22 protein-coding genes are annotated in these 20,046 nt (G+C 74.6%); 15 read left to right on the top strand and 7 right to left on the bottom strand.

Going from position 1 to position 20,046, the window contains the following annotated elements:
- Positions 1-123: 123 nt before the first annotated feature.
- Entirely contained in the window at positions 124-396 is a 273-nt protein-coding gene (locus KUM32_RS22745) for a hypothetical protein (RefSeq protein WP_217143849.1), read from the bottom strand.
- A gap of 128 nt (positions 397-524) precedes the next feature.
- Here KUM32_RS22745 and KUM32_RS22750 point away from each other — a divergent pair, with 128 nt between their 5' ends.
- Positions 525-1,874: a helix-turn-helix transcriptional regulator gene (locus KUM32_RS22750; protein ID WP_217143790.1), complete on the top strand. Its 1,350-nt coding sequence runs from the start codon at positions 525-527 to the stop codon at positions 1,872-1,874.
- A 129-nt stretch (positions 1,875-2,003) separates the two neighbouring features.
- The gene (locus tag KUM32_RS22755) at positions 2,004-2,729 is read left to right on the top strand and encodes a GAF and ANTAR domain-containing protein (RefSeq protein WP_374227541.1); all 726 of its coding nucleotides are present in this window, start codon (positions 2,004-2,006) and stop codon (positions 2,727-2,729) included.
- A gap of 84 nt (positions 2,730-2,813) precedes the next feature.
- On the opposite strand, the gene KUM32_RS22760 is transcribed toward KUM32_RS22755, so the two are convergent.
- Positions 2,814-3,614 carry a hypothetical protein gene (locus tag KUM32_RS22760; protein ID WP_217143792.1) on the bottom strand — a complete coding sequence of 267 codons (801 nt, stop codon included), beginning with the start codon at positions 3,612-3,614 and terminating at the stop codon, positions 2,814-2,816.
- A 308-nt stretch (positions 3,615-3,922) separates the two neighbouring features.
- Between KUM32_RS22760 and KUM32_RS22765 the strand changes: the two genes are divergently transcribed.
- Positions 3,923-5,593 (top strand): alpha-amylase family glycosyl hydrolase, encoded by a 1,671-nt coding sequence (locus tag KUM32_RS22765; protein WP_217143793.1) that lies wholly within the window; start codon positions 3,923-3,925, stop codon positions 5,591-5,593.
- 308 nt (positions 5,594-5,901) lie between these two features.
- Here the strand turns inward: KUM32_RS22765 and KUM32_RS22770 are convergent, their stop codons facing one another.
- Positions 5,902-6,273 (bottom strand): DUF6479 family protein, encoded by a 372-nt coding sequence (locus KUM32_RS22770; RefSeq protein ID WP_217143794.1) that lies wholly within the window; start codon positions 6,271-6,273, stop codon positions 5,902-5,904.
- 167 nt (positions 6,274-6,440) lie between these two features.
- Here KUM32_RS22770 and KUM32_RS22775 point away from each other — a divergent pair, with 167 nt between their 5' ends.
- The gene (locus KUM32_RS22775) at positions 6,441-8,066 is read left to right on the top strand and encodes a right-handed parallel beta-helix repeat-containing protein (protein WP_217143795.1); all 1,626 of its coding nucleotides are present in this window, start codon (positions 6,441-6,443) and stop codon (positions 8,064-8,066) included.
- Positions 8,067-8,173: 107 nt separating this feature from the next.
- Here KUM32_RS22775 and KUM32_RS22780 read toward each other — a convergent pair whose 3' ends face one another.
- Both KUM32_RS22780 and KUM32_RS22785 read right to left on the bottom strand, forming a co-directional pair.
- Positions 8,174-9,052 (bottom strand): serine hydrolase, encoded by an 879-nt coding sequence (locus KUM32_RS22780; RefSeq protein ID WP_217143796.1) that lies wholly within the window; start codon positions 9,050-9,052, stop codon positions 8,174-8,176.
- Positions 9,049-9,981 (bottom strand): LysR family transcriptional regulator, encoded by a 933-nt coding sequence (locus tag KUM32_RS22785; protein WP_308408699.1) that lies wholly within the window; start codon positions 9,979-9,981, stop codon positions 9,049-9,051. Before KUM32_RS22785 ends, KUM32_RS22780 begins: the two co-directional genes overlap by 4 nt.
- A 115-nt stretch (positions 9,982-10,096) precedes the next feature.
- On the opposite strand from KUM32_RS22785, the gene KUM32_RS22790 reads away from it, so the two are divergent.
- From KUM32_RS22790 to KUM32_RS44750, 3 genes are all read left to right on the top strand, one after another.
- Complete coding sequence (locus tag KUM32_RS22790) at positions 10,097-11,131, top strand: PHB depolymerase family esterase (RefSeq protein WP_217143798.1); 1,035 nt, start codon at positions 10,097-10,099, stop codon at positions 11,129-11,131.
- Between the two features lie 36 nt (positions 11,132-11,167).
- Complete coding sequence (locus tag KUM32_RS22795) at positions 11,168-12,802, top strand: penicillin-binding transpeptidase domain-containing protein (RefSeq protein WP_217143799.1); 1,635 nt, start codon at positions 11,168-11,170, stop codon at positions 12,800-12,802.
- A gap of 67 nt (positions 12,803-12,869) precedes the next feature.
- Complete coding sequence (locus tag KUM32_RS44750) at positions 12,870-13,049, top strand: hypothetical protein (RefSeq protein ID WP_217143800.1); 180 nt, start codon at positions 12,870-12,872, stop codon at positions 13,047-13,049.
- A 12-nt stretch (positions 13,050-13,061) separates the two neighbouring features.
- Here the strand turns inward: KUM32_RS44750 and KUM32_RS22805 are convergent, their stop codons facing one another.
- On the bottom strand, positions 13,062-13,301 hold the full coding sequence (locus KUM32_RS22805) for a twin-arginine translocase TatA/TatE family subunit (RefSeq protein ID WP_217143801.1): 240 nt from the start codon (positions 13,299-13,301) through the stop codon (positions 13,062-13,064).
- 77 nt (positions 13,302-13,378) lie between these two features.
- Positions 13,379-13,834 carry a tellurite resistance TerB family protein gene (locus tag KUM32_RS22810; RefSeq protein ID WP_217143802.1) on the bottom strand — a complete coding sequence of 152 codons (456 nt, stop codon included), beginning with the start codon at positions 13,832-13,834 and terminating at the stop codon, positions 13,379-13,381.
- Between the two features lie 352 nt (positions 13,835-14,186).
- On the opposite strand from KUM32_RS22810, the gene KUM32_RS22815 reads away from it, so the two are divergent.
- The 8 genes from KUM32_RS22815 to KUM32_RS22850 all read left to right on the top strand — a co-directional run.
- Positions 14,187-15,527, top strand: coding sequence for a hemolysin family protein (locus KUM32_RS22815; protein ID WP_217143803.1), 1,341 nt, complete (start codon positions 14,187-14,189; stop codon positions 15,525-15,527).
- On the top strand, positions 15,524-16,546 hold the full coding sequence (locus tag KUM32_RS22820) for a hemolysin family protein (protein WP_217143804.1): 1,023 nt from the start codon (positions 15,524-15,526) through the stop codon (positions 16,544-16,546). Before KUM32_RS22815 ends, KUM32_RS22820 begins: the two co-directional genes overlap by 4 nt.
- Before the next feature lie 523 nt (positions 16,547-17,069).
- Positions 17,070-17,444 carry a MerR family transcriptional regulator gene (locus tag KUM32_RS22825; RefSeq protein WP_217143805.1) on the top strand — a complete coding sequence of 125 codons (375 nt, stop codon included), beginning with the start codon at positions 17,070-17,072 and terminating at the stop codon, positions 17,442-17,444.
- 262 nt (positions 17,445-17,706) lie between these two features.
- A complete protein-coding gene (locus KUM32_RS22830) occupies positions 17,707-17,910 on the top strand; it encodes a cold-shock protein (protein WP_217143806.1) in 204 nt (67 codons plus the stop codon).
- A gap of 237 nt (positions 17,911-18,147) precedes the next feature.
- Positions 18,148-18,531: an LPXTG cell wall anchor domain-containing protein gene (locus tag KUM32_RS22835; protein ID WP_217143807.1), complete on the top strand. Its 384-nt coding sequence runs from the start codon at positions 18,148-18,150 to the stop codon at positions 18,529-18,531.
- Positions 18,528-19,154: a class F sortase gene (locus tag KUM32_RS22840; RefSeq protein ID WP_217143808.1), complete on the top strand. Its 627-nt coding sequence runs from the start codon at positions 18,528-18,530 to the stop codon at positions 19,152-19,154. Before KUM32_RS22835 ends, KUM32_RS22840 begins: the two co-directional genes overlap by 4 nt.
- Before the next feature lie 41 nt (positions 19,155-19,195).
- Positions 19,196-19,687, top strand: coding sequence for an RNA polymerase sigma factor (locus KUM32_RS22845; RefSeq protein WP_217143809.1), 492 nt, complete (start codon positions 19,196-19,198; stop codon positions 19,685-19,687).
- A partial coding sequence (locus KUM32_RS22850; RefSeq protein ID WP_254405976.1) for a hypothetical protein occupies positions 19,671-20,046 on the top strand: 376 nt, incomplete at its 3' end. The genes KUM32_RS22845 and KUM32_RS22850, both read left to right, overlap by 17 nt.

Genomic DNA, 20,046 nt, shown 5'->3' on the forward strand with positions numbered 1-20,046 from the left:
TCCGAGGGGGCCGAGCGGTCGGTGGGGGCCGAGACGCCTGAGGAGCCGAGCGGTCAGCGGGGCCCTGACGTCCGAGGGGGCCGAGCGGTCGGTGGGGGCCGAGACGCCCGAGGAGCCGAGCGGTCAGCGGGGGCCCTGACGTCCGAGGGGGGCCGAGCGGTCTGCGGGGGCCGAGACGTCCGAGGGAGCCGGGCCGGCCACCGGGGCCACCGGGTGTCCCGGCGCGTAGCCGCTCACGTGCTCCACCACCCGCCCGTGGCCGTCCCCGCCCGTGGGCCGCTCGTCCGGTGTCCGCGCCGGGCCCGCGTTGGCGGCCAGTACCAGAGCCGCCACGGCGGTGACGGCGGCGGCGAGGGCTCTGGCGTAACGTTCGGCGGTGCGGGTGCGTCCGGGCACGGCGTCCTCTGCGGATCGTGGGGGAGGGTGTCGAGCGCTGGTCCCAAGCGTTCGTTAAGTGCGCTTAATCCGCGGTTTAACCTAGGGCCGTGGGAGTCGAACGGCAAGAGCCACAGGGGGAGTTGGCAGTGGGGGACCGTGACGACCGGGAGGCCATCGGGCGCCGGGTGCAGCGACTGCGGGCCGAGCGCGGCATGACCCAGCGACAGCTCGCCGAACCGGCGTACACCCCCGCCTACATCTCCACCCTGGAGGCCGGCCGCGTCCGCCCCTCCGACGAGGCGCTGCGGCACCTCGCCGAACGGCTCGGCGTCGGCTACGAGGAGCTGGCCACCGGGCGCCCGGCGCGGCTCGCCACCGACCTGCGGCTCAGGCTCACCGAGGCGCGGCGCACGCTCGCCACCGAGGGCGCCGAACAGGCGGCCGGGCAGTACGCCGCGCTGCTCGCCGAGGCCGAGGAGTACGAGCTGACCGAGGAACGGGCCGCCGCGCTGCTCGGGCTCGGGGAGTGCGCGGTGGAGACCGGCGAGCTGGTGACCGGACGGCGCTACTTCGAACGGGCCGAGGAGTGCCTCGCCGAGGCCGGCGCCCCCCTGCCCGCCCGCGTCCCGGCCCTGCGCGGACGCGCCCTCGCCCACTACCTCGCCGGGGAACTCCGTTACGCCGTCTACCTCCTCGAGTCCACCCTCGACGAGCTGAACCGCGGCGGCCTGCACGACCCCGACGCGCTGCTGCTGCTCTACGCCAGCGCCATCGGCCCGTACATGGACATGGGCGCCCACGCCCGCGCCGCCCAGGCCGCCGAGCTCGCCCTCTCCCTCGCCCCCAGCGCCGGCGACCCCGCGCTGGTGGCGCGCATGCACCGCTCCGTCGCCCGCACCCTCCTCGCCGAGGGCCGCCTCGCCGAGGCCGACGCCTCGCTGGCCAAGGCGGCCGAGCTGTACCGCACGCTGCAGCTCCGTACCGAGCTGGCGAACTGCCACTGGATGCGCGGCTACGTCTACGCCCAGAACGGCGAACTCCCCCGCGCCGAGGAGGAGATGCGGGAGGCACTCGGCATGCTCTCCGCCCACCGCGCCGCCCTCTACAGCAGTCAGGTCGCCGTCGAGCTGGCCGACGTACTGCACCGGCGCGGCAAGTCAGAGGAGGCCGCCGAGCTGCTGCACGGGGTGCTGGACGACCTCTCCTCCGAACGCGGCGCCGTGCACGCCGCGGGCGCCCACCGGCTGCTCGGCATCATCGCCGAGGACGCCCGGGACACCGAGGCCGCCGAGGAGCACTACGTCCGCGCACTGAGCCTGCTGGAGCGGGCGGGCGCGGCCGGCGACCTGGCCGACCTGTGCCGGCTGCTGGGCGACCTGCTGCGCCGCACCGGGCGGGTGGAGGCGGCCCTGGACGCCTACCGGACGGGGCTGGGGCACCGCACGGCCCCCGGCACCACCACCCTCGGCCCGGCGCCGGCGCAGCCGCCGCTGTAGGGGGCCCGGGCGGCGGCTCCGGCCGTCGCCCGGCCCGGCCGTCGGGCTCCCACCGTGACCTGCGGACCGCCGGTTTCCCCGGGTCGGGCTCGGGTAGCCGAGCCTCCGGCCGCGTGAGGGAAGGAGGTGGTGCGCGTGCGGCCCGGCGACGAACCCCGGTGGCCCCCGGAGGGGTCACGTGCCGCTCAGGTGATCGCCGAGGAAGTGCGGGGCGCCCCGCCCGACGAGGTGCCCGGTCGGCTGTGCGAGACGGCGGTACGGCTGCTGCCGGTGACCGGCGCGAGCGCGTCGCTGCGCGGTGAGGGCGTTCCGGTCCGGCTGTGTGCGAGCGGCGCGCGGGCGACGTACCTGGCGCAGATCCAGGCCACGCTCGGCGCCGGACCCTGTACGAGCGCCGCCGAGTCGGGCGCCCCGGTGCTCGCCTGCGATCTGACGGCCGGTGCCGACGTCGGCCGCTGGCCCGTCTTCGCCCAGCAGGCGACGGCCGTCGGCGTACGTGCGGTCTACGCGCTGCCGCTGGGCAGCGGCACGGCGTGCCTGGGCACCCTCGACCTCTACCGCGACACCCCCGGTGGACTGACCGGCCCGCAGTTGCGCACGGCACGGCTCGTGGCCGGTGTGATGACGGTGGCGCTGATCGCACTGCCGCGAGGGGAGGAGACCTGGCTGGAGGGACTGGCCGGCGACCACGACGAGGTCTACCAGGCCGTCGGCATGATCATGGTCCAGCTGGGAGTCGGCCCCGACGAGGCCTTGGCCCGCCTGCGCGCCGACGCGTTCGCCCGCGACCGCACGGCCTATGACGTCGCCCACGAGGTGGTCACCCACCGGCAGCGCTTCGACCGCGACCACTAGGGAGCTCGCCTCGGGGCGGCGGTAGGTGTTCGGCTCGGCCCGTCGGTCCGTGATCACTGGGGGTGCTCTCGGCCCGTCCGACCGTCAGACCTGTGCCCGTCCCTGCCGCCGGACCTCCGCGAGCCTCCGCGTCCCGACCTCCACGGCCGTCCAGGTGGCGTCGTCGGCCATCTCGCCGAGGCCGCCGTTGGTGAGGCTGATCGCGTCGTCACCGAGGCGCACGGCGACGAGGTCCAGGGTGAGGACGGCCCCCTCCGCCCCCTCGGCCCCCTCGGCGTCCGCCGAGGCGCCGCGGACCGTCACCCGCAGGCCCTGCCGGGCGTCCCCCGCCCGCGGCAGCGTCACGCCGGCGACCCGGACGTCGCGGGCGGCACCGCTCGCCGCCCGCGACGTGAACCGGCCGCACGTGTCCGGCAGCGTGGCGAGCCAGGCCAGCGTCCGGTCGATGTCGGCAGCGCGGTGCGAGGTGATCCGGTAGTGCAGCTGGGCCTCGTCGGCCGGGTCGTCCAGGGCGGCCGTGGCGCGGGCGGCGGTGGCGGCGCCGAAGAGCTCCTCGGTGTAGAGGACGTCCAGCAGGCGTCGGCAGTCGGGTCGCTCGGCGGTGGCCTTGAGCACCTCGTCCCGCCAGGTCGCGGCGCCCCGCGTCGGTTCCCAGGCCTCCCCCAGGTCGGCCTCCGTGATCAGGGCGGACCGCGCCTGCCCCCGGGTGAGCGCGGGCGGCACGGTGGGCGACGGAAGGGCGGCCGGGGCCTGCGTGGTCACGGGCGCGGCGTCGACCGGCCCGTCCGTCTCCGGCCCGCCGGCCGAGCAGGCGGCCACCGTCAGGGTCAGGGCCGCCGAGAGCGCGGCGGCGAGGAGGGGGCGTGCGGCGGGGGCGTGCTGCATCGGGCTGCCTCCTGGGGACCGGGGCGACCGGCGCCGTTCGGAAACGGGCACGTCTCCACGGCACCACCGCCCACGCCCCGCCACCAGCGTGCGGAGCCGTCCGGGTGAGCCCCCCAGGCGCGCACACGGCTCGCACGCGAGCGCGCGGGAACGAGTGCGCGGGAACCGGCGCGTCGCTCGCCCCGCGTGTTCACTTTTCGGGTGATCTGGACAGACCTAACAGATCCAACAGTTCCAACAGTTCCAACGGATCCAACGGATTCCACAGATCCATTCGTGTCGCCCGCACGCACCGCGAAGGAGACCGCGTGACCGTTCGCAGCACCACCAGCGCGCCCGACCTGTCGTCCAAGGACCCCAACTGGTGGCGCCAGGCCGTCATCTACCAGGTCTACCCCCGCAGCTTCGCCGACGCCGACGGCGACGGGCTCGGTGACCTGCGCGGCATCACCCAGCGCCTGACCCACCTGGCCGCCCTGGGCGTCGACGCCCTGTGGCTCAGCCCGTTCTACCCCTCCGAGCTCGCCGACGGCGGCTACGACGTCGACGACTACCGCGACGTCGACCCCCGGCTGGGCACCCTGGACGACTTCGACGCCCTGGCCGGCGAGGCGCACCGCCTCGGTCTGAAGGTCATCGTCGATGTCGTCCCCAACCACACCTCGCACCGCCACGCGTGGTTCCGGGAGGCCCTGGAGGCGGGCCCCGGTTCCGCGGCCCGTGACCGCTACGTCTTCCGCGACGGCCGCGGTGAGCACGGGGAGCACCCGCCCACCGACTGGCAGTCCGTCTTCGGCGGCAGCGCCTGGAAGCGGGTCCCCGACGGGCAGTGGTACCTGCACCTGTTCACCCCCGAGCAGCCCGACCTGAACTGGGAGAACGAACAGGTCCGCGCCGACTTCCGCACCACGCTGAAGTTCTGGTGCGACCGGGGCGTCGACGGCTTCCGCGTCGACGTGGCGCACGCGCTCGTCAAGGACCTGACCGAGCCGCTGCGCGACCTCGGCGCTCCCGAGCTGAGCGGCGAGGCGGCGCTCGTGGAGTTCGCCCCCGGCACCCACCCCTTCTACGACCGGGACGACGTCCACGAGGTCTACCGTGACTGGCGCAAGATCCTCGACGCCTACGACCCGCCGAGGATGGCGGTGGCCGAGGCCTGGGTCCCGGGGGCCCGGCGCGCGCTGTACGCCCGCCCGGACGAACTGGGCCAGGCCTTCAACTTCGAGTACCTCCAGGGCGGCTGGGACGCGGACGAACTGCGCGAGATCATCACCGGCTCGCTGGCCGACGCCCGCGCCGCCGGTGCCTCGGCGACCTGGGTGCTGTCCAACCACGACGTGATCCGCCACACCTCCCGCCTGGCCCTGCCGCCGGGCACCGACCCCGACGCCTGGCTGCTGTCCGGCGGACGCGCTCCGGCCGTCGACGAGCGGACCGGCCTGCGCCGGGCCCGCGCGGCGACGCTGCTGATGCTGGCGCTGCCCGGCTCGGCGTACGTCTACCAGGGGGAGGAACTCGGCCTGCCCGAGGTGGCCGACCTGCCCACCGAGGTCCTCCAGGACCCGATCTGGGAGCAGACGGGGCACGTCCGCAAGGGCCGCGACGGGTGCCGGGTGCCGCTGCCGTGGACGACGGACGGACCCTCGTACGGCTTCGGCGCGGCCGCGGCCTGGCTGCCGCAGCCGCCGAGCTTCGCCGCGTACTCCGTGCAGGCGCAGGACGGGGTGGCGGGCTCGACCCTGGAGCTGTACCGCACGGCCCTGCGGCTGCGCCGCAAGCTGCTCGACGGGGAGTCGCTGACCTGGGCGGACGACGTACCGCCCGGGGTCCTCCAGTTCGACCGGTCGGAGGGCTGGCGCTGCGTGACCAACCTGTCCGGGACGACGGTCGACCGGCCGGCGGGGGAGGTGCTGCTGAGCAGCGCACCGCTGGAAGACGGCCGACTGGGGCCGGACACGACGGTGTGGCTGGGGCGGTAGACGGCTCCCCGAGCGCCACACGCGTCGGGGCCGGCCGGCACCCGAAACCCGAGACGCACCTGGCACCCGACACGCACCCGGCACCGGAGGCGTGCCCGGCGCCGGAGGCGTGCCCGGCGCCGGAGGCGTGCCCGGCACTGGAGGCGTGCCCGGCACCGGAGACGCACCCGGCACCCGACACGCACCCGGCACCGGGCGCCCGGCGCCCGGAACCCGTCCCGGGGCGGGGGGCGGGACGCTGCCTCGGTGAGGACCCCGCCCCCCACCCGGGACGGGGTCCTCACCCGTGCGCGGTCACCCGCGCGGGGTCACACGTGCCCCGGCCCGCCGCTGCCGAAGGCGCCGCTCGACCCCGGCAGCCAGCGGTGCCGTTTCTGGTCGTCGCACCGGCGGCTGCCCGAGTGGTGCAGCTGGTACGGCATGAGCCGTGGGCTGCCGTCCGCGTTCAGCGGGATCTCGTCGGGCTCCCGCATCTCCCGTTCCTCATGGACGGCACCGGTGTCGGGGAGGTGGGGTTGTTCGTCGGCATGAGGGCGGTCCGGTTCTCGTTCCATGACGCTCATGCCCATCCGTACGGCCCAGATCAGCGCGCCGGCGATCACCAGCCCGCCGATGAAGGCCACTGTCATGTTGAGCGCGTGCGAGGACGCGGCCAGCTGTACAAGCGTTGCCGTACTCATGTTCTGATTATGTACCCCGGAATGAGATAAAGCGCCCGAAATGTCCGAGCGGTCTCATGGCGCTCCCGCGGTGATTGAGCGGGGCCGGTGGCTGGTACCCGGTCGCCACGCGGGTGATGCCGGCACCGGCCGCCCGCCCGAGCACCACCGGTGGAGGGAGCGCCCGTATGACCGCGCCGTTGACGGCCGACGCCCAAGTGTTCGGCCTGGTAGGGGACGGTGCCGCCGACGACCGGCCGGCACTGCAGAAGCTGGTGGACACCCTGGGGGAGGCCACCGCCGCGGACGGACGGCCGCGCACCGTACGCGTGCCCGCCGGGCGGTACGTGATCCGGGACCGGCCCGTGCTCTGGCGCAGCGGTGTCTCGCTGATCGGCGCCGGACGCGGTGCCACCTGCTTCATGCTGTGCAACCCCGGCGCCCCGGCCCAGCCGGTGCCGCTGGCCTGGTTCACGACCGCCCAGCACGGCGCCGGCCGGGACCACCACATCGCCGACGTCACCTTCGCGCACTTCGAGATCGACGGCTCCCGGGTGCGGACCGAGGAGTACGACGTCCTGGCCAAGGGGCTGGGCCTCCAGTACGTGCTCCGCGGTCGCTTCACCGACCTGTACATCCACGACACCGCCGCCACCGGCTTCGGGTGCGACTTCCTCCAGGACACCGTCGTCGAGGGGGTGCTGGCCGAGCGGTGCGGGCGGCAGGACCCCGGCGAGCAGATGGGCGGCGCGGGCATCGGGATCGGGGTCGGCGGCTGGGGGCCGGTCGAACGGACGGCGGTGACCGACTGCACCGCCCGGGGCAACGGCACCAACGGCATCTTCTTCGAACTCCAGCAGGACGACTGGGTCCCGCCGCGCGGCATCCGGGTCACGGCCTGCCACACCGAGGGCAACCGTTACGGCATCTCCGACTGGGGCGCCGACGGCCTGCTCGTCACCGGCTGCACCATGGTCGGCAACCACGTCGCCGGGTACGACGTGTCGGCGCAGGGCACGACCAGCATCGGCGGGCGCGGCGGCATCGTCACCGGGTGCGTCATCGACGGCAACCCCGGGGACGGGATCGCGCTCGGCAACACGCCGGGGCCGTACGCCTTCCGCGGCAACCGCGTCAGCGGGAACGGCCGGTACGGCTACTGGCAGCACAACCTGGCCGGCGGCGACCAGGAACCCGCCACGGACATCGTCCTGGAGTCCAACGACATCAGCGGCAACGCCCTGGACGGCGTCCGCCTCGACGCCCCGCTGCACGAGCCGGCGATCTTCGGCAACCGCGTCCGGAACAACGGCCGCCGGGCCGCACCGGCGACGGAAGGGGGCGGCGACGGCGTCCGCTGCGGCCCCCTGTCCCTGACCGACGCGAACGCCGACTGGCTCCCCGACGGCCACCGGGGCAAGCGGCTGACGGTCGACACCCCGAACGCCGAGGTCACCGCCGTGGTCACCGGCAACACCGGCACCGAACTCACCTTGGCCCCCGAGCGCCCCGGCGCGGAGACGGCCTGGCCCGACGGCACTCCGGCGCCCGGCGCCGCCTACCGCCTCCCGGACGCGCCGGCCCCGCGCACCGGTCTCACCGCCGCCGCGGCCGTCGCCCACCCGTACGTGCACGGCAACCGCGTCCGGGACGACGGCCACCCCCGCACCCAGACCCACGCCCTGTGGATCGCGCCCGAGGCCACCTGGACCGGCGGCCGGGTAACCGGCAACGACTTCAGCGGCAACGCCTCGGCGGCCACCCGCTTCGACTCGGCCCCGAGCGGCGGGCGCTGGCGGGACAACGACGGCTGACGCGGGCTGCGGGGCCGTCGCCCCCGCCGCCGTGCGCCGTCCCGGTCACCGCGACGACGAGCCCCGGTCGGGCGGGCGCCGCCCGTTCCCGCATGGCGCCCGCCGCGTCACGGTGCCCGCAGCGCGTCCACCGCGATCCGGGCCGCCGTGCCGATCACGGCGTCCGCCGCCGGGAGGACGGCCGCGGTGTGGGCGGTACGGGTGAAGACGGCCACGGCGTAGCGGCCGCCGTCGGGGTACTCGACGACGCCGACCTCGTTGCGCAGGGTCGGGAGGCTGCCGGTCTTGCCGGCCACGTGGACGTCGTCGAAGGGGAAGCCCGAGGCCAGGCGGTGGGGCCAGACCTGGAGGCCGAGGACGCGGCGCATGGCGGCCCCGTACTCGGGCGGGCACGCCTCGTCCCGCCAGAGGGCGGTGAGCAGCCGGGTCATGTCCCGGGGCGTGCTGTGATTGGTGCGGGCCGGGTCGAGGGCCCGCAGCCGGGTGATGACATGCGGGTCGGACAGGGCGCCGGCGCCGGCCGCCCCCGTGTCCTCGCGCAGGGCGGCGAGCATGTCGCCGAAGCCGTACACCGCCCGCGTGCGGGTGAGGCCGAGCCGGGCCGTGGTGCGGTTGACGGCGTCCAGACCGACCCGGCGCAGCAGCAGGTCGGCGGCGGTGTTGTCGCTGACCGACATCATCAGGAACGCGGCGTCGCGCAGGGAGAGCCGGACCGGGTCGAGCATGGCCGCGAGCCCGGTGGGTCCCGGGGTGCGTCCGGCGGGCGGGCACTCGACCTGCTCGGTGAGGTCCAGCAGCCCGGCCGCCGCCTGCTCGTGCAGCGTGACGAGGACACACAGCTTGTGGACGCTGGCCGTGCACACCGGCTGGTCCGCCCCGGCGTCGACCTGCGCCCCGGAGTCGATGTCGACGGCGTGCAGCCAGCCGGTGACCCCGGCATCGGCGAAGGCCGCGTGGAGACGGCCGGTGGTGGCGGTGTCGGTCAAAGCCAGAACTCCGATGCCGGACGAAGGTGCAGCGGCCGGGCGGGTGCCTCGGGGCGTGCGCCGGCCGCGGTGCGCAGCGCGTGGGTGGCCGCGTCCGCGAAGGCGCCGACGGCGGCGTCGCCACGCCCCTTGGGCCAGGCCACCGAGTGCCGCCAGGCCAACGGGGCCCCGGCCAGCGGACGCCACACCAGCTCGGGGTCACCGGGGGCGGCGAGCCGGGTGTCGCGGGGCCCGAGGGCGACGGCCCCGGCCGACAGCACCAGTCCGCGTACGAAGCTGGTGCCCTGGCCGTGCCGTACGGCGCCGGGCGTGTAGCCGCCCCGGGCGCAGGCGGTGAGCAGGTCGTCGTACACCGCGGGGGCGTTGGCGCGGGGGAAGAGGATCAGGTCGTAGCCGGTGAGCGAGGCGAGCGGCACCTCGTCGAGCCCGGCCTGGGCAGCGCCGCGCGGCAGCAGCACGCCCAGGTCCCGGCGCAGGACCGGGCCCAGTTCCAGACCGGCCACGTCGCACGGGTGGTGGATGAGGCCGACGTCCAGTTCGTGGGCGGCGAAGGCGGCGAGCTGCTGGGCCGTGGACAGCTCGTGCAGCTCCAGTTCCAGGCCGGCGTGACGGTGCCGGAAGCCGGCCAGCAGGGCGGCGACCGCCTCACCGGAGATGTCGGGGGACAGCGCGGCGCGCAGCAGGCCCGTCTCGCCGTCCCGGATGCGGCGCGCGGTGGTCAGGAACGACTCGGAGCGGGCGAGGAGCTCACGGGCCTCGGCGAGCAGCAGCGTGCCCGCCTCGGTGATCGTCACCTGTCGGCTGGTGCGCTCGAAGAGCCGGACGCCCAGCTCGCGTTCCAGCCGCTGGATGCGCTGCGACAGAGGCGGCTGGGCCATGCCGAGGCGGGTGGCGGCACGCCCGAAGTGTGACTCTTCTGCAACAGCCACGAAGCACTCCAGGTGCCGCACCAGGTCCACGACCAGTAATCATATCGGGGATTGATCGATCCGACATCCATATGAATCTTGGACAGGGACCCGGCGGGGTTGCTCTCCTCGGGTCATGCGATCCCCCAGTGACCTCGCGCGCCGCTCCCGCCGGTGGCCCGGCCCGCTCGTCCTCGCCCTCGCTGTCCTCCTGGCCGGCTGCGCCACCGAGTCCGGCAGCCCGGACCCGGTGCCCCCGGCGAGCCGGTCGTCCCCGTCCGGCGGTACGGCCACCGCGGCGCCGGACGTCCGCGCGCACCTGCGGGTCGATGGCCACAGCCGCGGCTACCTCCTGCACCGGCCCGCCGCCGCCGACGGCCCGAGACCGCTCGTCATCGCCTTCCACGGTCGCGGGTCCGACGCCGCCGAGCTGCGCGAGCAGAGCCGGCTGGAGCGGGCCGCAGGGGCGCGCGGCATGCTGGTCGCCTACCCCGAGGGCCTGGCCAACGGCTGGGGCGCGGGCACCCGGGCGACCGAGCAGCGCCCGGACCCCGACCTCGACGTGCGCTTCACCGAGGCGCTGATCAAGCACCTGGTGCGCACGGAGCGGGCCGACCCCGAGCGGGTCTACGTCGCCGGGTTCTCCAACGGCGGCTCGATGGCGCTGCGCATGGCCGCCCAGCGCCCCGGCCTGCTGGCGGGAGCCGCCTCGGTCTCCGGGCAGCTGCCCACGGGCGACGCCGCGGTGAAGCCCACCGGCTCCGTCCCCGTCATGGTCGTCTACGGCGCCGACGACCCCGTACGCCCCCTCGCGGGCTGGCCCTCCCCGCCGCCGGACCCGAAGGAGCCGATCATCCCGACCCTGTCGGCCCGGGACAGCGCGGAGGCGTTCGCCGTCGCGGGAGGCGCGGGCGAGCCGGTCACGGAGAAGAAGAAGGGCTACGACCACACCGTCTGGCGGCTGAAGGACACACCGGGCCCGGCGGCAGCCCCGGGCGCCCCGGACGGGTCAGGGGAGGCCGGCCCGGCGGGGACTGTCCAGCTCCTCGTCGTCCACGGCGCCGGTCACACCTGGCCGGGTTCGTCCCTCACCCCGCCCAAGGGGTTCGGCCCCACCAGCAAGGCCCTGAACGCCACCGACACGATCCTCGGCTTCTTCGCCACCGGGTGACCGGTGACGCGGTCCGACGCACAGACAGGAACCCTGATGCCGGATTCTCCCCACCTCACCCCCCGCGGCCGTCGCAGGCCCCGCAACGGCGTGCGGGCCGTCGCCGCGGTGGGAGTCGTCCTCGCGGTCGCCGCGGGCGGCTCCTACGCCGCCGGGCTCGGCCCCTTCGCACGCGGTGACGACGGCCCCGACCCCGCCGCGCTGGAACAGGCGCGCGCGTTCCTCGCCGACTGGTCCGCCGGTCGCCTGCCGAGCGCGGCCGGCCGCACCACCAGCCCCGGCACCGCCCAGGAGGTGCTGCAGAGCTTCACCGCGGGGCTCGACATCGACAAGCCGCGGCTGACGGCGGCGCGGGAGGCGGAGGAGACCGGGGACGGCACCCTCGACGTCCCCTTCACCGCCCGGATGCCGATCACGGGCCTGGGCACCTGGACGTACGAGTCACGGCTCCCGCTGAGGGAACAGGACGACGGCGGCTGGAAGGTGGAGTGGCGGCTGTCCCTGGTCCACCCACGGCTGAGCGACACCGAGAAGTTCCGGCTCGAACGCGAGGAGACGTCCCCGCCCGAGGTCACCGACCGCGACGGGACCTCCCTCTCGAACGGCGCGTACCCGTCCCTGACCCCGCTCCTGGGCCGGCTCGCCGGCGGCGCGGGCGGCGGACCGCGCGGCGCGGTCGAGCTCGTCGACCGGACCACCGGGGAGACCGTGCGCACCGAGGCGTCCTTCGGCAGGAAGCCCGACCCGGCGACGGCCGGCCGGCCCGTGCGCACCACCCTGGACGCCGACTGGCAGTCCGCCGCGGAGGAGGCGCTCACCGAGGCCGACGGCAAGAACGCCGCCCTGGTCGCCCTGCGGATCGACAACGGCGAGGTCCTCGCCATGGCGAACTCCCCGTCCGGCGGCTTCAACCGCGCCGCCTCCGGCACCTACGCGCCCGGCTCCACCTGGAAGATCGTCACCACCAGCGCCCTGCTGCTCAAGGACGCGGTCGGGCCCGACGACGTCGTGGACTGCCCCAAGTACCTGACCGTCGGCAAGGAGTTCCACAACGTGGAGACCTCCGAATACCCCGGCGCCACGTTCCGCAAGGACTTCACCGAGTCGTGCAACACCGCGTTCATCAGCCTGCGCGGCAAGCTCGACGACGGGGAGCTGGGCGAGGTGGCCCGCACCTACTTCGGGGTCGGCCAGGAGTGGCACATCGGCATCCCGACGTACGACGGCTCGGTGCCGGTGCCCAAGGACGAGACGGAGAAGGCCGCCTCGATGATCGGCCAGGGCCGCGTCCAGGCCAATCCGCTGATCATGGCGTCGGTGACGGCCACCGCGGTCTCCGGCCGGTTCCACCAGCCGTCCGTCACCGCCGGGGCCCCGGACGAGACCCGTACCGAGCCGCTTCCCGGTACGGTCGTCAGCCGGCTGCGCGAGCTGATGCGGGCCACCGTCACCGACGGCACCGCGCACGTCCTGGCCGACCTGCCCGGCGAGATCGGCGCGAAGACCGGCACCGCCGAGGTCTCCGACGACCAGGACAACAACGGCTGGCTCGTCGCGCACCGCGGCAACGTCGCCGTCGCCGCCGTCGTCGAGGAGGGCGTCACCGGCGGCGGCTCCGCGGGCCCGGTCGTGCACAGCCTGCTGTCGGCCGTACCGGAGGACCCGTCCTGATGCCGGCCGCCGCCCGTCTCAGCCCAGGCGGACCGGCAGCTTCGCCAGTCCCCGCAGCAGGGTGCTGGTGCGCCAGGTGAGCGTCGCCGGGTCGGCGGCGAGGGTCAGCGCGGTGCCGGTGCAGCAGCAGCCGTACGGCGACGGTGGCCTCGACGCGGGCCGACGGGGCGGCGCCGAACTCGGCGGGGTCCTGCGCGAACTGGGCCCGCACCGTACGCGCCGTGGTGGCCGCGAAGCCGTTGCGTGAGGTGGGGCGCGGTCAGCTCTGGGACGGGCCCCGGGAGCCGGTGTCCTCGCGGCGGACCGTCTCGCCCCGGATGACGCGCGGCGTCTCGTGGTCCCCCCGCGGCGTCCGCTCCTCGTCCTTCGCGGCGCGGGCCTCGGCCTTGAGGATGCGGGCCGACTTGCCCGCCGAGCGGGTCAGCTCGGGGAGCTTCTTGGCGGCGAGGACGGCTATGACGACGATGAGAATGATCGCGAGTTCGCTCAGTCCGAACACGGCGCTCCCCTGGTGAACGTACGGTGCGGGCCCGCGGCGCGGGCCCGCACGGAATCTACGGCAAAGCCGGGCGCACGTCAGAGGTCGAACTCGTGCGGCGGCAGGTCGAGGGCGTAGCACGCCTCGCGGACCACGGCCCGCTCGTCCTTGTCGAAGTCCCCGTCGGCGCCGCCGATGACGATGCCGATCTGGATCACGGCACGCGCCTCCGCGGGCTTCTTCTTCGCCTTGGCGATCTCCTGGAGGATGCCGACCTTGCCGAAGGCGAAGTCCGCGGTCAGCTTGTTCAGGTTGTCCTCGAAGCGGCGGCGCAGATCGTCGGCCGGGAAGTTCTGCAGCACCTCGTTGGTCCCGATGAGCTGGGCCACCCGCTGTCGCTCCGAGGGGTCGACGGTTCCGTCGGCGGCGGCGACCAGCGCGCACATCGCCATGCTCGCGTCGCGGAAGGCGCCGCTCTTGAGGTCGTTCTTCTTCGCCATGAGCTGCGCCTGCATCTGCGACGCGGACTCCTTGAAGCGGTCCCACAGGGCCATGAGAACTCCGTACGGGTCGGGGGCCGGATCTCTACACGACTGTAGAAGTTATCAGGCCGGACGTGGCCGGGCTCGAAGCGGGGGAGGGGCGGGTGTGGGAGGGGGTCGTCCGGGAACAAGCGGAGCCGTCCGGCCGTTCTCTACAGGCGAGTAGAGGCACAGGGTCGAAGGACTCCTTGTGTTTTTGCCCGTCCTTTACCATGAGAGGCACACTCTCGGGCGGCCGGCTGGCACCGGTCCCCACCGACCCCGTAAAGGAGTCCCGTTCCGTAATGGAGCCTCCCAGTACCGGCCGTGCCACGGCCGACCCGCAGTTCCCCCCGTATGCGCGTGAGGGAAGCGGGGTGGCACGGTGACCGAGGTCCTGCTGCTCCTGCTGGCCCTCCTTCTCACCCTGGCCTGCGCCCTCTTCGTCGCGGCCGAGTTCTCCCTCACCACCGTCGAGCGCGGTGACCTGGAGGATGCCGCCGAGTCCGGCGACCGCCGCGCCGTGGCCGCCCTGAGGGCCGTACGCTCCCTGACCCTCCAGCTCTCCGGCGCCCAGCTCGGCATCACCGTGACCTCGCTGGTCATCGGCATGCTGGCCGAACCGTCGATCGCCGCGCTGCTGCGCGGCCCGCTGACGGCGACCGGCCTGGGCGGTGCCGCCTCGACGGTGGCGACCGTGCTCGGCGTGACCGTCTCCACCGTCGTCCTGATGGTCGTCGGCGAACTGGTCCCCAAGAACTGGGCGATCTCCCGCCCGCTGGCCGTCGCGAAGGTCGTGGCGGGACCGCAGCGCGGCTTCACCACCGCCTTCGGGCCGTTCATCCGGCACCTGAACAACACGGCGAACCGTGTCGTGCGCCGCCTCGGCCTGGAACCGGCCGAGGAGCTGGCGTCCGCCCGCAGCCCCGAGGAACTGGTCGCCCTGGCCCAGCACTCGGCCGCCGAGGGCGCCCTGGAGGCGGACTCCGCCGAGCTGTTCGTCCGCTCCCTGCACCTGAGCGAGCTGACCGCGGAGAACGTCATGACCCCGCGCGTGGACGTCAAGGCCCTGGAGGCCCACGCCACCGCCACCGACGCCGCGAACCTCACCCACGCCACCGGCCTGTCCCGCTTCCCGGTCTACCGGGACAGCCTGGACGAGGTCATCGGCACCGTGCACATCCGCGACGTGCTGGCCCTGGAGCCGGAGCGGCGCGCGGTCACCCCGGTCACCGAGCTGGCCACGGCGCCGCTCCTGGTGCCGGACAGCCTGCCCGCCGACCGGCTCCTGGAGCGCATGCGCAGCAGCCGCACCATGGCCGTCGTCATCGACGAGTACGGCGGTACGGCGGGCGTGGCCACCGTCGAGGACATCGTGGAGGAGGTCGTCGGCGAGGTGCGCGACGAGCACGACCCCGTCGAGGTGCCGGACCTGGTGCCCGCACCCGTCGGGCAGGACGGCCGCGCGGCCTGGGAGGCCGACGGCTCGCTGCGCCTGGACCACCTGGAGCGCATCGGCCTCACCGCGCCGGACGGGCCGTACGAGACCCTGGCCGGCCTGGTCGCCACCCACCTCGCGCGCATTCCCGCCAAGGGCGACGTCATCGACCTGGACGGCTGGCGCCTGGACGTCCTCGACGTCGACCACCACCGGGCCGACCGCCTCCGGGTCACCGCGCCCGCGCCGGCCCCGTCGGCCGACCGGGAACCGGAGGTGGCCCGATGACCGTCGTACAGCTCTTCGTCGGCGCGCTGACGCTGCTGACCAACGCGTTCTTCGTGGCCGGCGAGTTCGCCCTGATCTCCGTGCGCCGCAGCCAGATCGAGCCGCGCGCGAAGGCGGGCGACAAGCGGGCCCGGATGACCCTGTGGGGCCTGGAGCACCTGTCGGCCATGATGGCGACGGCCCAGCTCGGCATCACCGTCTCCTCGCTGGTGCTCGGCGCGGTCGCGGAACCGGCCATCGCGCACCTGATGGAGCCGGTCTTCGAGGCGGTCCACATGCCGCACGCGCTGGTGCACCCCGTCGCCTTCGCGATCGCCCTGGCGCTCGCGACCTACCTGCACATGCTGATCGGCGAGATGATCCCGAAGAACATCGCGCTGGCCGCCCCGGCGACCACCGCGCTGGTCCTCGGCCCGCCGCTGGTGGCCCTCACCCGGGCCCTGAAGCCGGTCGTCTTCGGCATCAACGCCTTCGCCAACACCCTGCTCACGCTGTTGCGGGTGGAGCCGAAGGACGAGGTCGGGGCCGCCTTCACCGACGACCAGCTGGCCCGCATGGTGGTCGACGCCAGCGAGGCCGGCCTGCTCACCCCGGCCGACGGCGAGCGCCTGCGCGACGCGCTGGAACTGGGTACCCGCCCGGTCGGCGAGATCCTGGTCCCGGCCCAGAAGATGCGGACGGTCCCCCACACGGTGACCCCGGCGGAACTGGAGCGCCTGGCCGCGCAAGCGGGCTACTCCCGCCTGCCGGTCACCGGCCCGGGCGGCACGGTGCTCGGCTACCTGCACATCAAGGACACGCTGGGCCTCGCCGACCGCGACCGCCCCTTCCCGCGCACGGCCCTGCACCGGGTCACGCGGGTCCGCATCGACACCCCGCTCGACGACACCCTCACCGCCCTGCGCACCGAGGACAGCCACCTGGCCGCCGTCACCGGCGAGACGGGCGCGGTGCTGGGCTTCGTGACGATGGAGGACGTCCTGTCGGAGCTGGTGGGCCCGGCCGCGGCGGCGTCGTGACCCAGGGCGGGGTGTGACGCCGACGGGCCCGTCCGCGCGGAGCGCCCGGCCCGTCCGCGCCACTCCCTGCCGGACCCCGCCCGTACCCCGTGGCGCCCGGGACCGGCCGGCGCCGGCCACCGCGCGGCTCGGCCCGTCTGCGCCACTCCCTGCCGGACTCCGCCCGTGCCCCGTGGCGCCCGGGACCGGTCGGCGTGGGCCACCGTGCGGCTCGGTCCGTCTGCGCCACTCCCTGCCGGACTCCGCCCGTGCCCCGTGGCGCCCGGGACCGGCCGGCGTGGGCCACCGTGCGGCTCGGCCCGTCCGTGCCGGCCACCGCGCGGCCCGCCCGCCGGGGGTGCCCGCCTGCCGGGCACCCGGCGGTCCGGACGTGGGCAGTCCCCGCGGTGGGTGACCCGCCGTGTCCTCGCGGATGTACGTTCGCCGTGGGAGGTATCCGGCGGGCGCGACTAGAGTTCAGGTTGCGGGGGAACCGGATTCCCTGCGGCGGGCCGTGACCCCAGCGGTCCGCGGGAAGGTATGCATGCCCCCGGAGAGCAGGCTGAACGCCGAAGGTCGGCCGCAGGCCGCCGACCGGCTCGACGACGATCATTACCCGGCGTACACCATGGGCAGGGCGGCCGAGCTGATCGGTGCCACGCCCGGATTCCTCCGTGCCCTCGGTGAGGCGGAGCTGATCAGCCCCACGCGTTCGGAAGGCGGGCACCGCCGCTACTCGCGCCAGCAACTGCGCCGTGCCGCCCGCGCCCGCGAGCTGGTCGACCAGGGAACGCCCATCGAGGCCGCCTGCCGCATCGTCCGCCTGGAGGACGACCTGGAGGCGGCGCTGCGCATGAACGAGGAACTCCGCCGCGAGACCGAAGGCACCGGCGGCACAGGAGAACGGCACCGGGAGTGAAAATCTGACGCAGGCGAAACAGATATTCGCCGAACGCCGTAAAAGCTAAGCTCCGGGAAATCGGCGAGGTTTCCCGGGCGGATTTTTCCCGGTGCTGCATTCTGTGTCACATTCCGGCCTGCGGGCGTATTCCGTGCTAGCCTCGAAGGCAGTTGCAGTTGTGGTTGCCGTATGCGTTACCGGGTTTCCGGGCAGGTGATCATCGCAGCGAGATGAGAAGGCCCGCGCGGTGCGGGCCTCCAACACTGCTCAGGAGAAAAACATGGCTTCCGGTGTCGTCAAGTGGTTCAACTCGGAAAAGGGCTTCGGCTTCATCGCGCAGGACGGCGGCGGCGCCGACGTCTTCGCCCACTACTCCAACATCGCCACCCAGGGCTTCCGTGAGCTCCAGGAGGGCCAGCGAGTGAACTTCGACGTCACGCAGGGCCAGAAGGGCCCGCAGGCGGAGAACATCGTTCCCGCGTAACGCGCGCGAACACAGCGAGAGGGCCCGCACCGTACGGTGCGGGCCCTCTCGCGTGCGCCGGGGGAGCGGCAGCCCCCGCCGCCGGCGACCGGTACGCGCCGCTGACCGGTACGCACCCGACGACTTTGCCGACTCTTTACAACCCGGCCGGCCACCGCCTCGTCTCTCCGCTCGATCCACCACCGCACGCGCCACCCAGCCCGTGCGACACGTGACACGACGAAAGAGAGCGACCCGATGCGCCGTACCATCCTCAGCGCCGTGGCCCTGGCGTGCACCGCCGTACTGATGGGCACCGCTCCCGCGTTCGCCGACGACCCGGCCCCCGCCCCCACCGTCGCCGCCCCGGCCGAGAACGCCCCGAGCGCCGGCACCGAACCGAACGAGGCGCCCGCGCCGGCGCCGTCCGTCAGCACCCCGGCCCCGGCGGCCGAGCCCACCCGGGCACCGGCCGGGAGCCAGGTCTCCGCCGTACCCGAGGGCGCACCCGACACCGGAGTGGCGGCACCGCAGTCCTCCGGCGACGACGCGGGGATCGTCGGCGCGGGCGCCGGTGCCGTGCTCGCCGCCGGCGCGGTCCTCTTCGTCGTCCGGCGCCGGCGGGCGGCGACCGGAGCATGAGTCCGTTCTCCGGGCGCGCCCTCGCCACCGCCGCGCTGGCCGCGCTCCTCGTGGGCTGCTGCGGCGGCTCCGGGGACGACGGGGCCGCGCGCGCACGCCCCGCGACCACGGCGCCACCGCCTTCGCACGCCTCCGCGAAGTCGGCGCCGTCCGTCGGACGTTCGGTCCCCGTCGGCCTCGCCATCCCGGCCATCGGGGTCGACACCCCGGTGATGCGGCTGGGACTGGCCGCGGACGGCACGGTGGAGGTGCCCCCCGTCACGGACGACGACCGCGCGGGCTGGTACCGGCACTCGCCGGCACCGGGCCAGCTCGGACCGTCGGTGATCCTCGGCCACGTCACCGTCGGCTCCCACGGAGACGGCGTCTTCCGCCGGCTCGCCGAGCTGCACGGGGGCGACCGGATCGAGGCGCGCCTGGAGAACGGCACCGTGGCCACGTTCGCCGTCACCTCCGTACGCACCGTCGCGAAGGCCGAGTTCCCGACGGACGGCGTCTACGGGGACGTGGACCGCCCGGAGTTGCGGCTCATCACCTGCGGCGGCCCACGGGTCGGCGAGGAGTACCGGGACAACGTGATCGTGTTCGCCGCGCTGACCGCGACGAGCCCCGCGACCTCCTGACCGACCCTGCGTACCGCATACCCTCACGACCATGGAGAGCGTTGAAACGGTCCCGTGACAGGGCGGCGTCCGACCTGTTCGCCGCCCTGTATCCGCGTCTGGCCGGCTGGTGCCGCCGTCTCGTCGACGACGACGAGACGGCCCACGAGATCGCCTCGGAGGCGTTCACCCGGCTCTGGGCCCGCTGGACGAACGTGGAGGAACCGCGCGGCTTCCTCTACGTCACCGCCGCCAACCTCGTCCGCGACCACTGGCGCAAACTGGAGCGCGAGCGCAGGGCGGTGCGCCGGGTCACCGCGGAGGTCGCCGTGCGTCCGTACCCCGAGCAGGCCGACCCCTCCGTCCGCCTGCTCGTACAGTCCCTGCCGGAGCGACTGCGCGTTCCGATCCTTCTCCACTACTACGCCGACATGCCGATCCGGGAGGTGTCCGTGCTGACCGGGCGCAAGGAAGGAACCGTCAAGGCCGACCTCCACGCGGCCCGCGAACTGCTCCGCGTCCACCTGAGGAGAAGCCTTGACCACACGCCTTGAGGACGACCCGGGGTTCGAGCGGGACGACGACGATCCGCTGCTGGTCGTGCTGCGTCCGGGAGCCGACTTCCTGGGCCCGCCACCGGGCCGCTACGAGGCGATCCGCCGGGCGGCGTCCCGTCGGCGCCTGGTGCGGACCGCGGCCGGCGCCGTCGTGGCCGCTGCCGCCGCCGCCCTGATCGTGCTGCCGCTCCAGTGGGCGGCCCCCGCGTCGCCCCCACGTCCGACGGCTCCGCTGGCTCCGGCCCCCGCCGACCCCCCGCCGGCGGCCTCACCGAGCCCCGCCCCGTCCCGCGACCCCTCGCCGCAGCCCCCGCCCGAGGAGCACGCGCAGGGGCCCACGCCCGAGGAGTCCGTGT

It is taken from the genome of Streptomyces sp. AC627_RSS907 (assembly GCF_019049165.1).

Excerpts from the sequence above, each read along its gene's own strand:
- KUM32_RS22760 (WP_217143792.1), bottom strand. The coding sequence starts at position 3,614 with ATGCAGCACGCCCCCGCCGCACGCCCCCTCCTCGCCGCCGCGCTCTCG.
- KUM32_RS22770 (WP_217143794.1), bottom strand. The coding sequence starts at position 6,273 with ATGAGTACGGCAACGCTTGTACAGCTGGCCGCGTCCTCGCACGCGCTC.
- KUM32_RS22775 (WP_217143795.1), top strand. The coding sequence starts at position 6,441 with ATGACCGCGCCGTTGACGGCCGACGCCCAAGTGTTCGGCCTGGTAGGG.
- KUM32_RS22790 (WP_217143798.1), top strand. The coding sequence starts at position 10,097 with ATGCGATCCCCCAGTGACCTCGCGCGCCGCTCCCGCCGGTGGCCCGGC.
- KUM32_RS22795 (WP_217143799.1), top strand. The coding sequence starts at position 11,168 with ATGCCGGATTCTCCCCACCTCACCCCCCGCGGCCGTCGCAGGCCCCGC.
- KUM32_RS22810 (WP_217143802.1), bottom strand. The coding sequence starts at position 13,834 with ATGGCCCTGTGGGACCGCTTCAAGGAGTCCGCGTCGCAGATGCAGGCG.
- KUM32_RS22820 (WP_217143804.1), top strand. The coding sequence starts at position 15,524 with ATGACCGTCGTACAGCTCTTCGTCGGCGCGCTGACGCTGCTGACCAAC.
- KUM32_RS22825 (WP_217143805.1), top strand. The coding sequence starts at position 17,070 with ATGCCCCCGGAGAGCAGGCTGAACGCCGAAGGTCGGCCGCAGGCCGCC.
- KUM32_RS22830 (WP_217143806.1), top strand. The coding sequence starts at position 17,707 with ATGGCTTCCGGTGTCGTCAAGTGGTTCAACTCGGAAAAGGGCTTCGGC.
- KUM32_RS22835 (WP_217143807.1), top strand. The coding sequence starts at position 18,148 with ATGCGCCGTACCATCCTCAGCGCCGTGGCCCTGGCGTGCACCGCCGTA.
- KUM32_RS22840 (WP_217143808.1), top strand. The coding sequence starts at position 18,528 with ATGAGTCCGTTCTCCGGGCGCGCCCTCGCCACCGCCGCGCTGGCCGCG.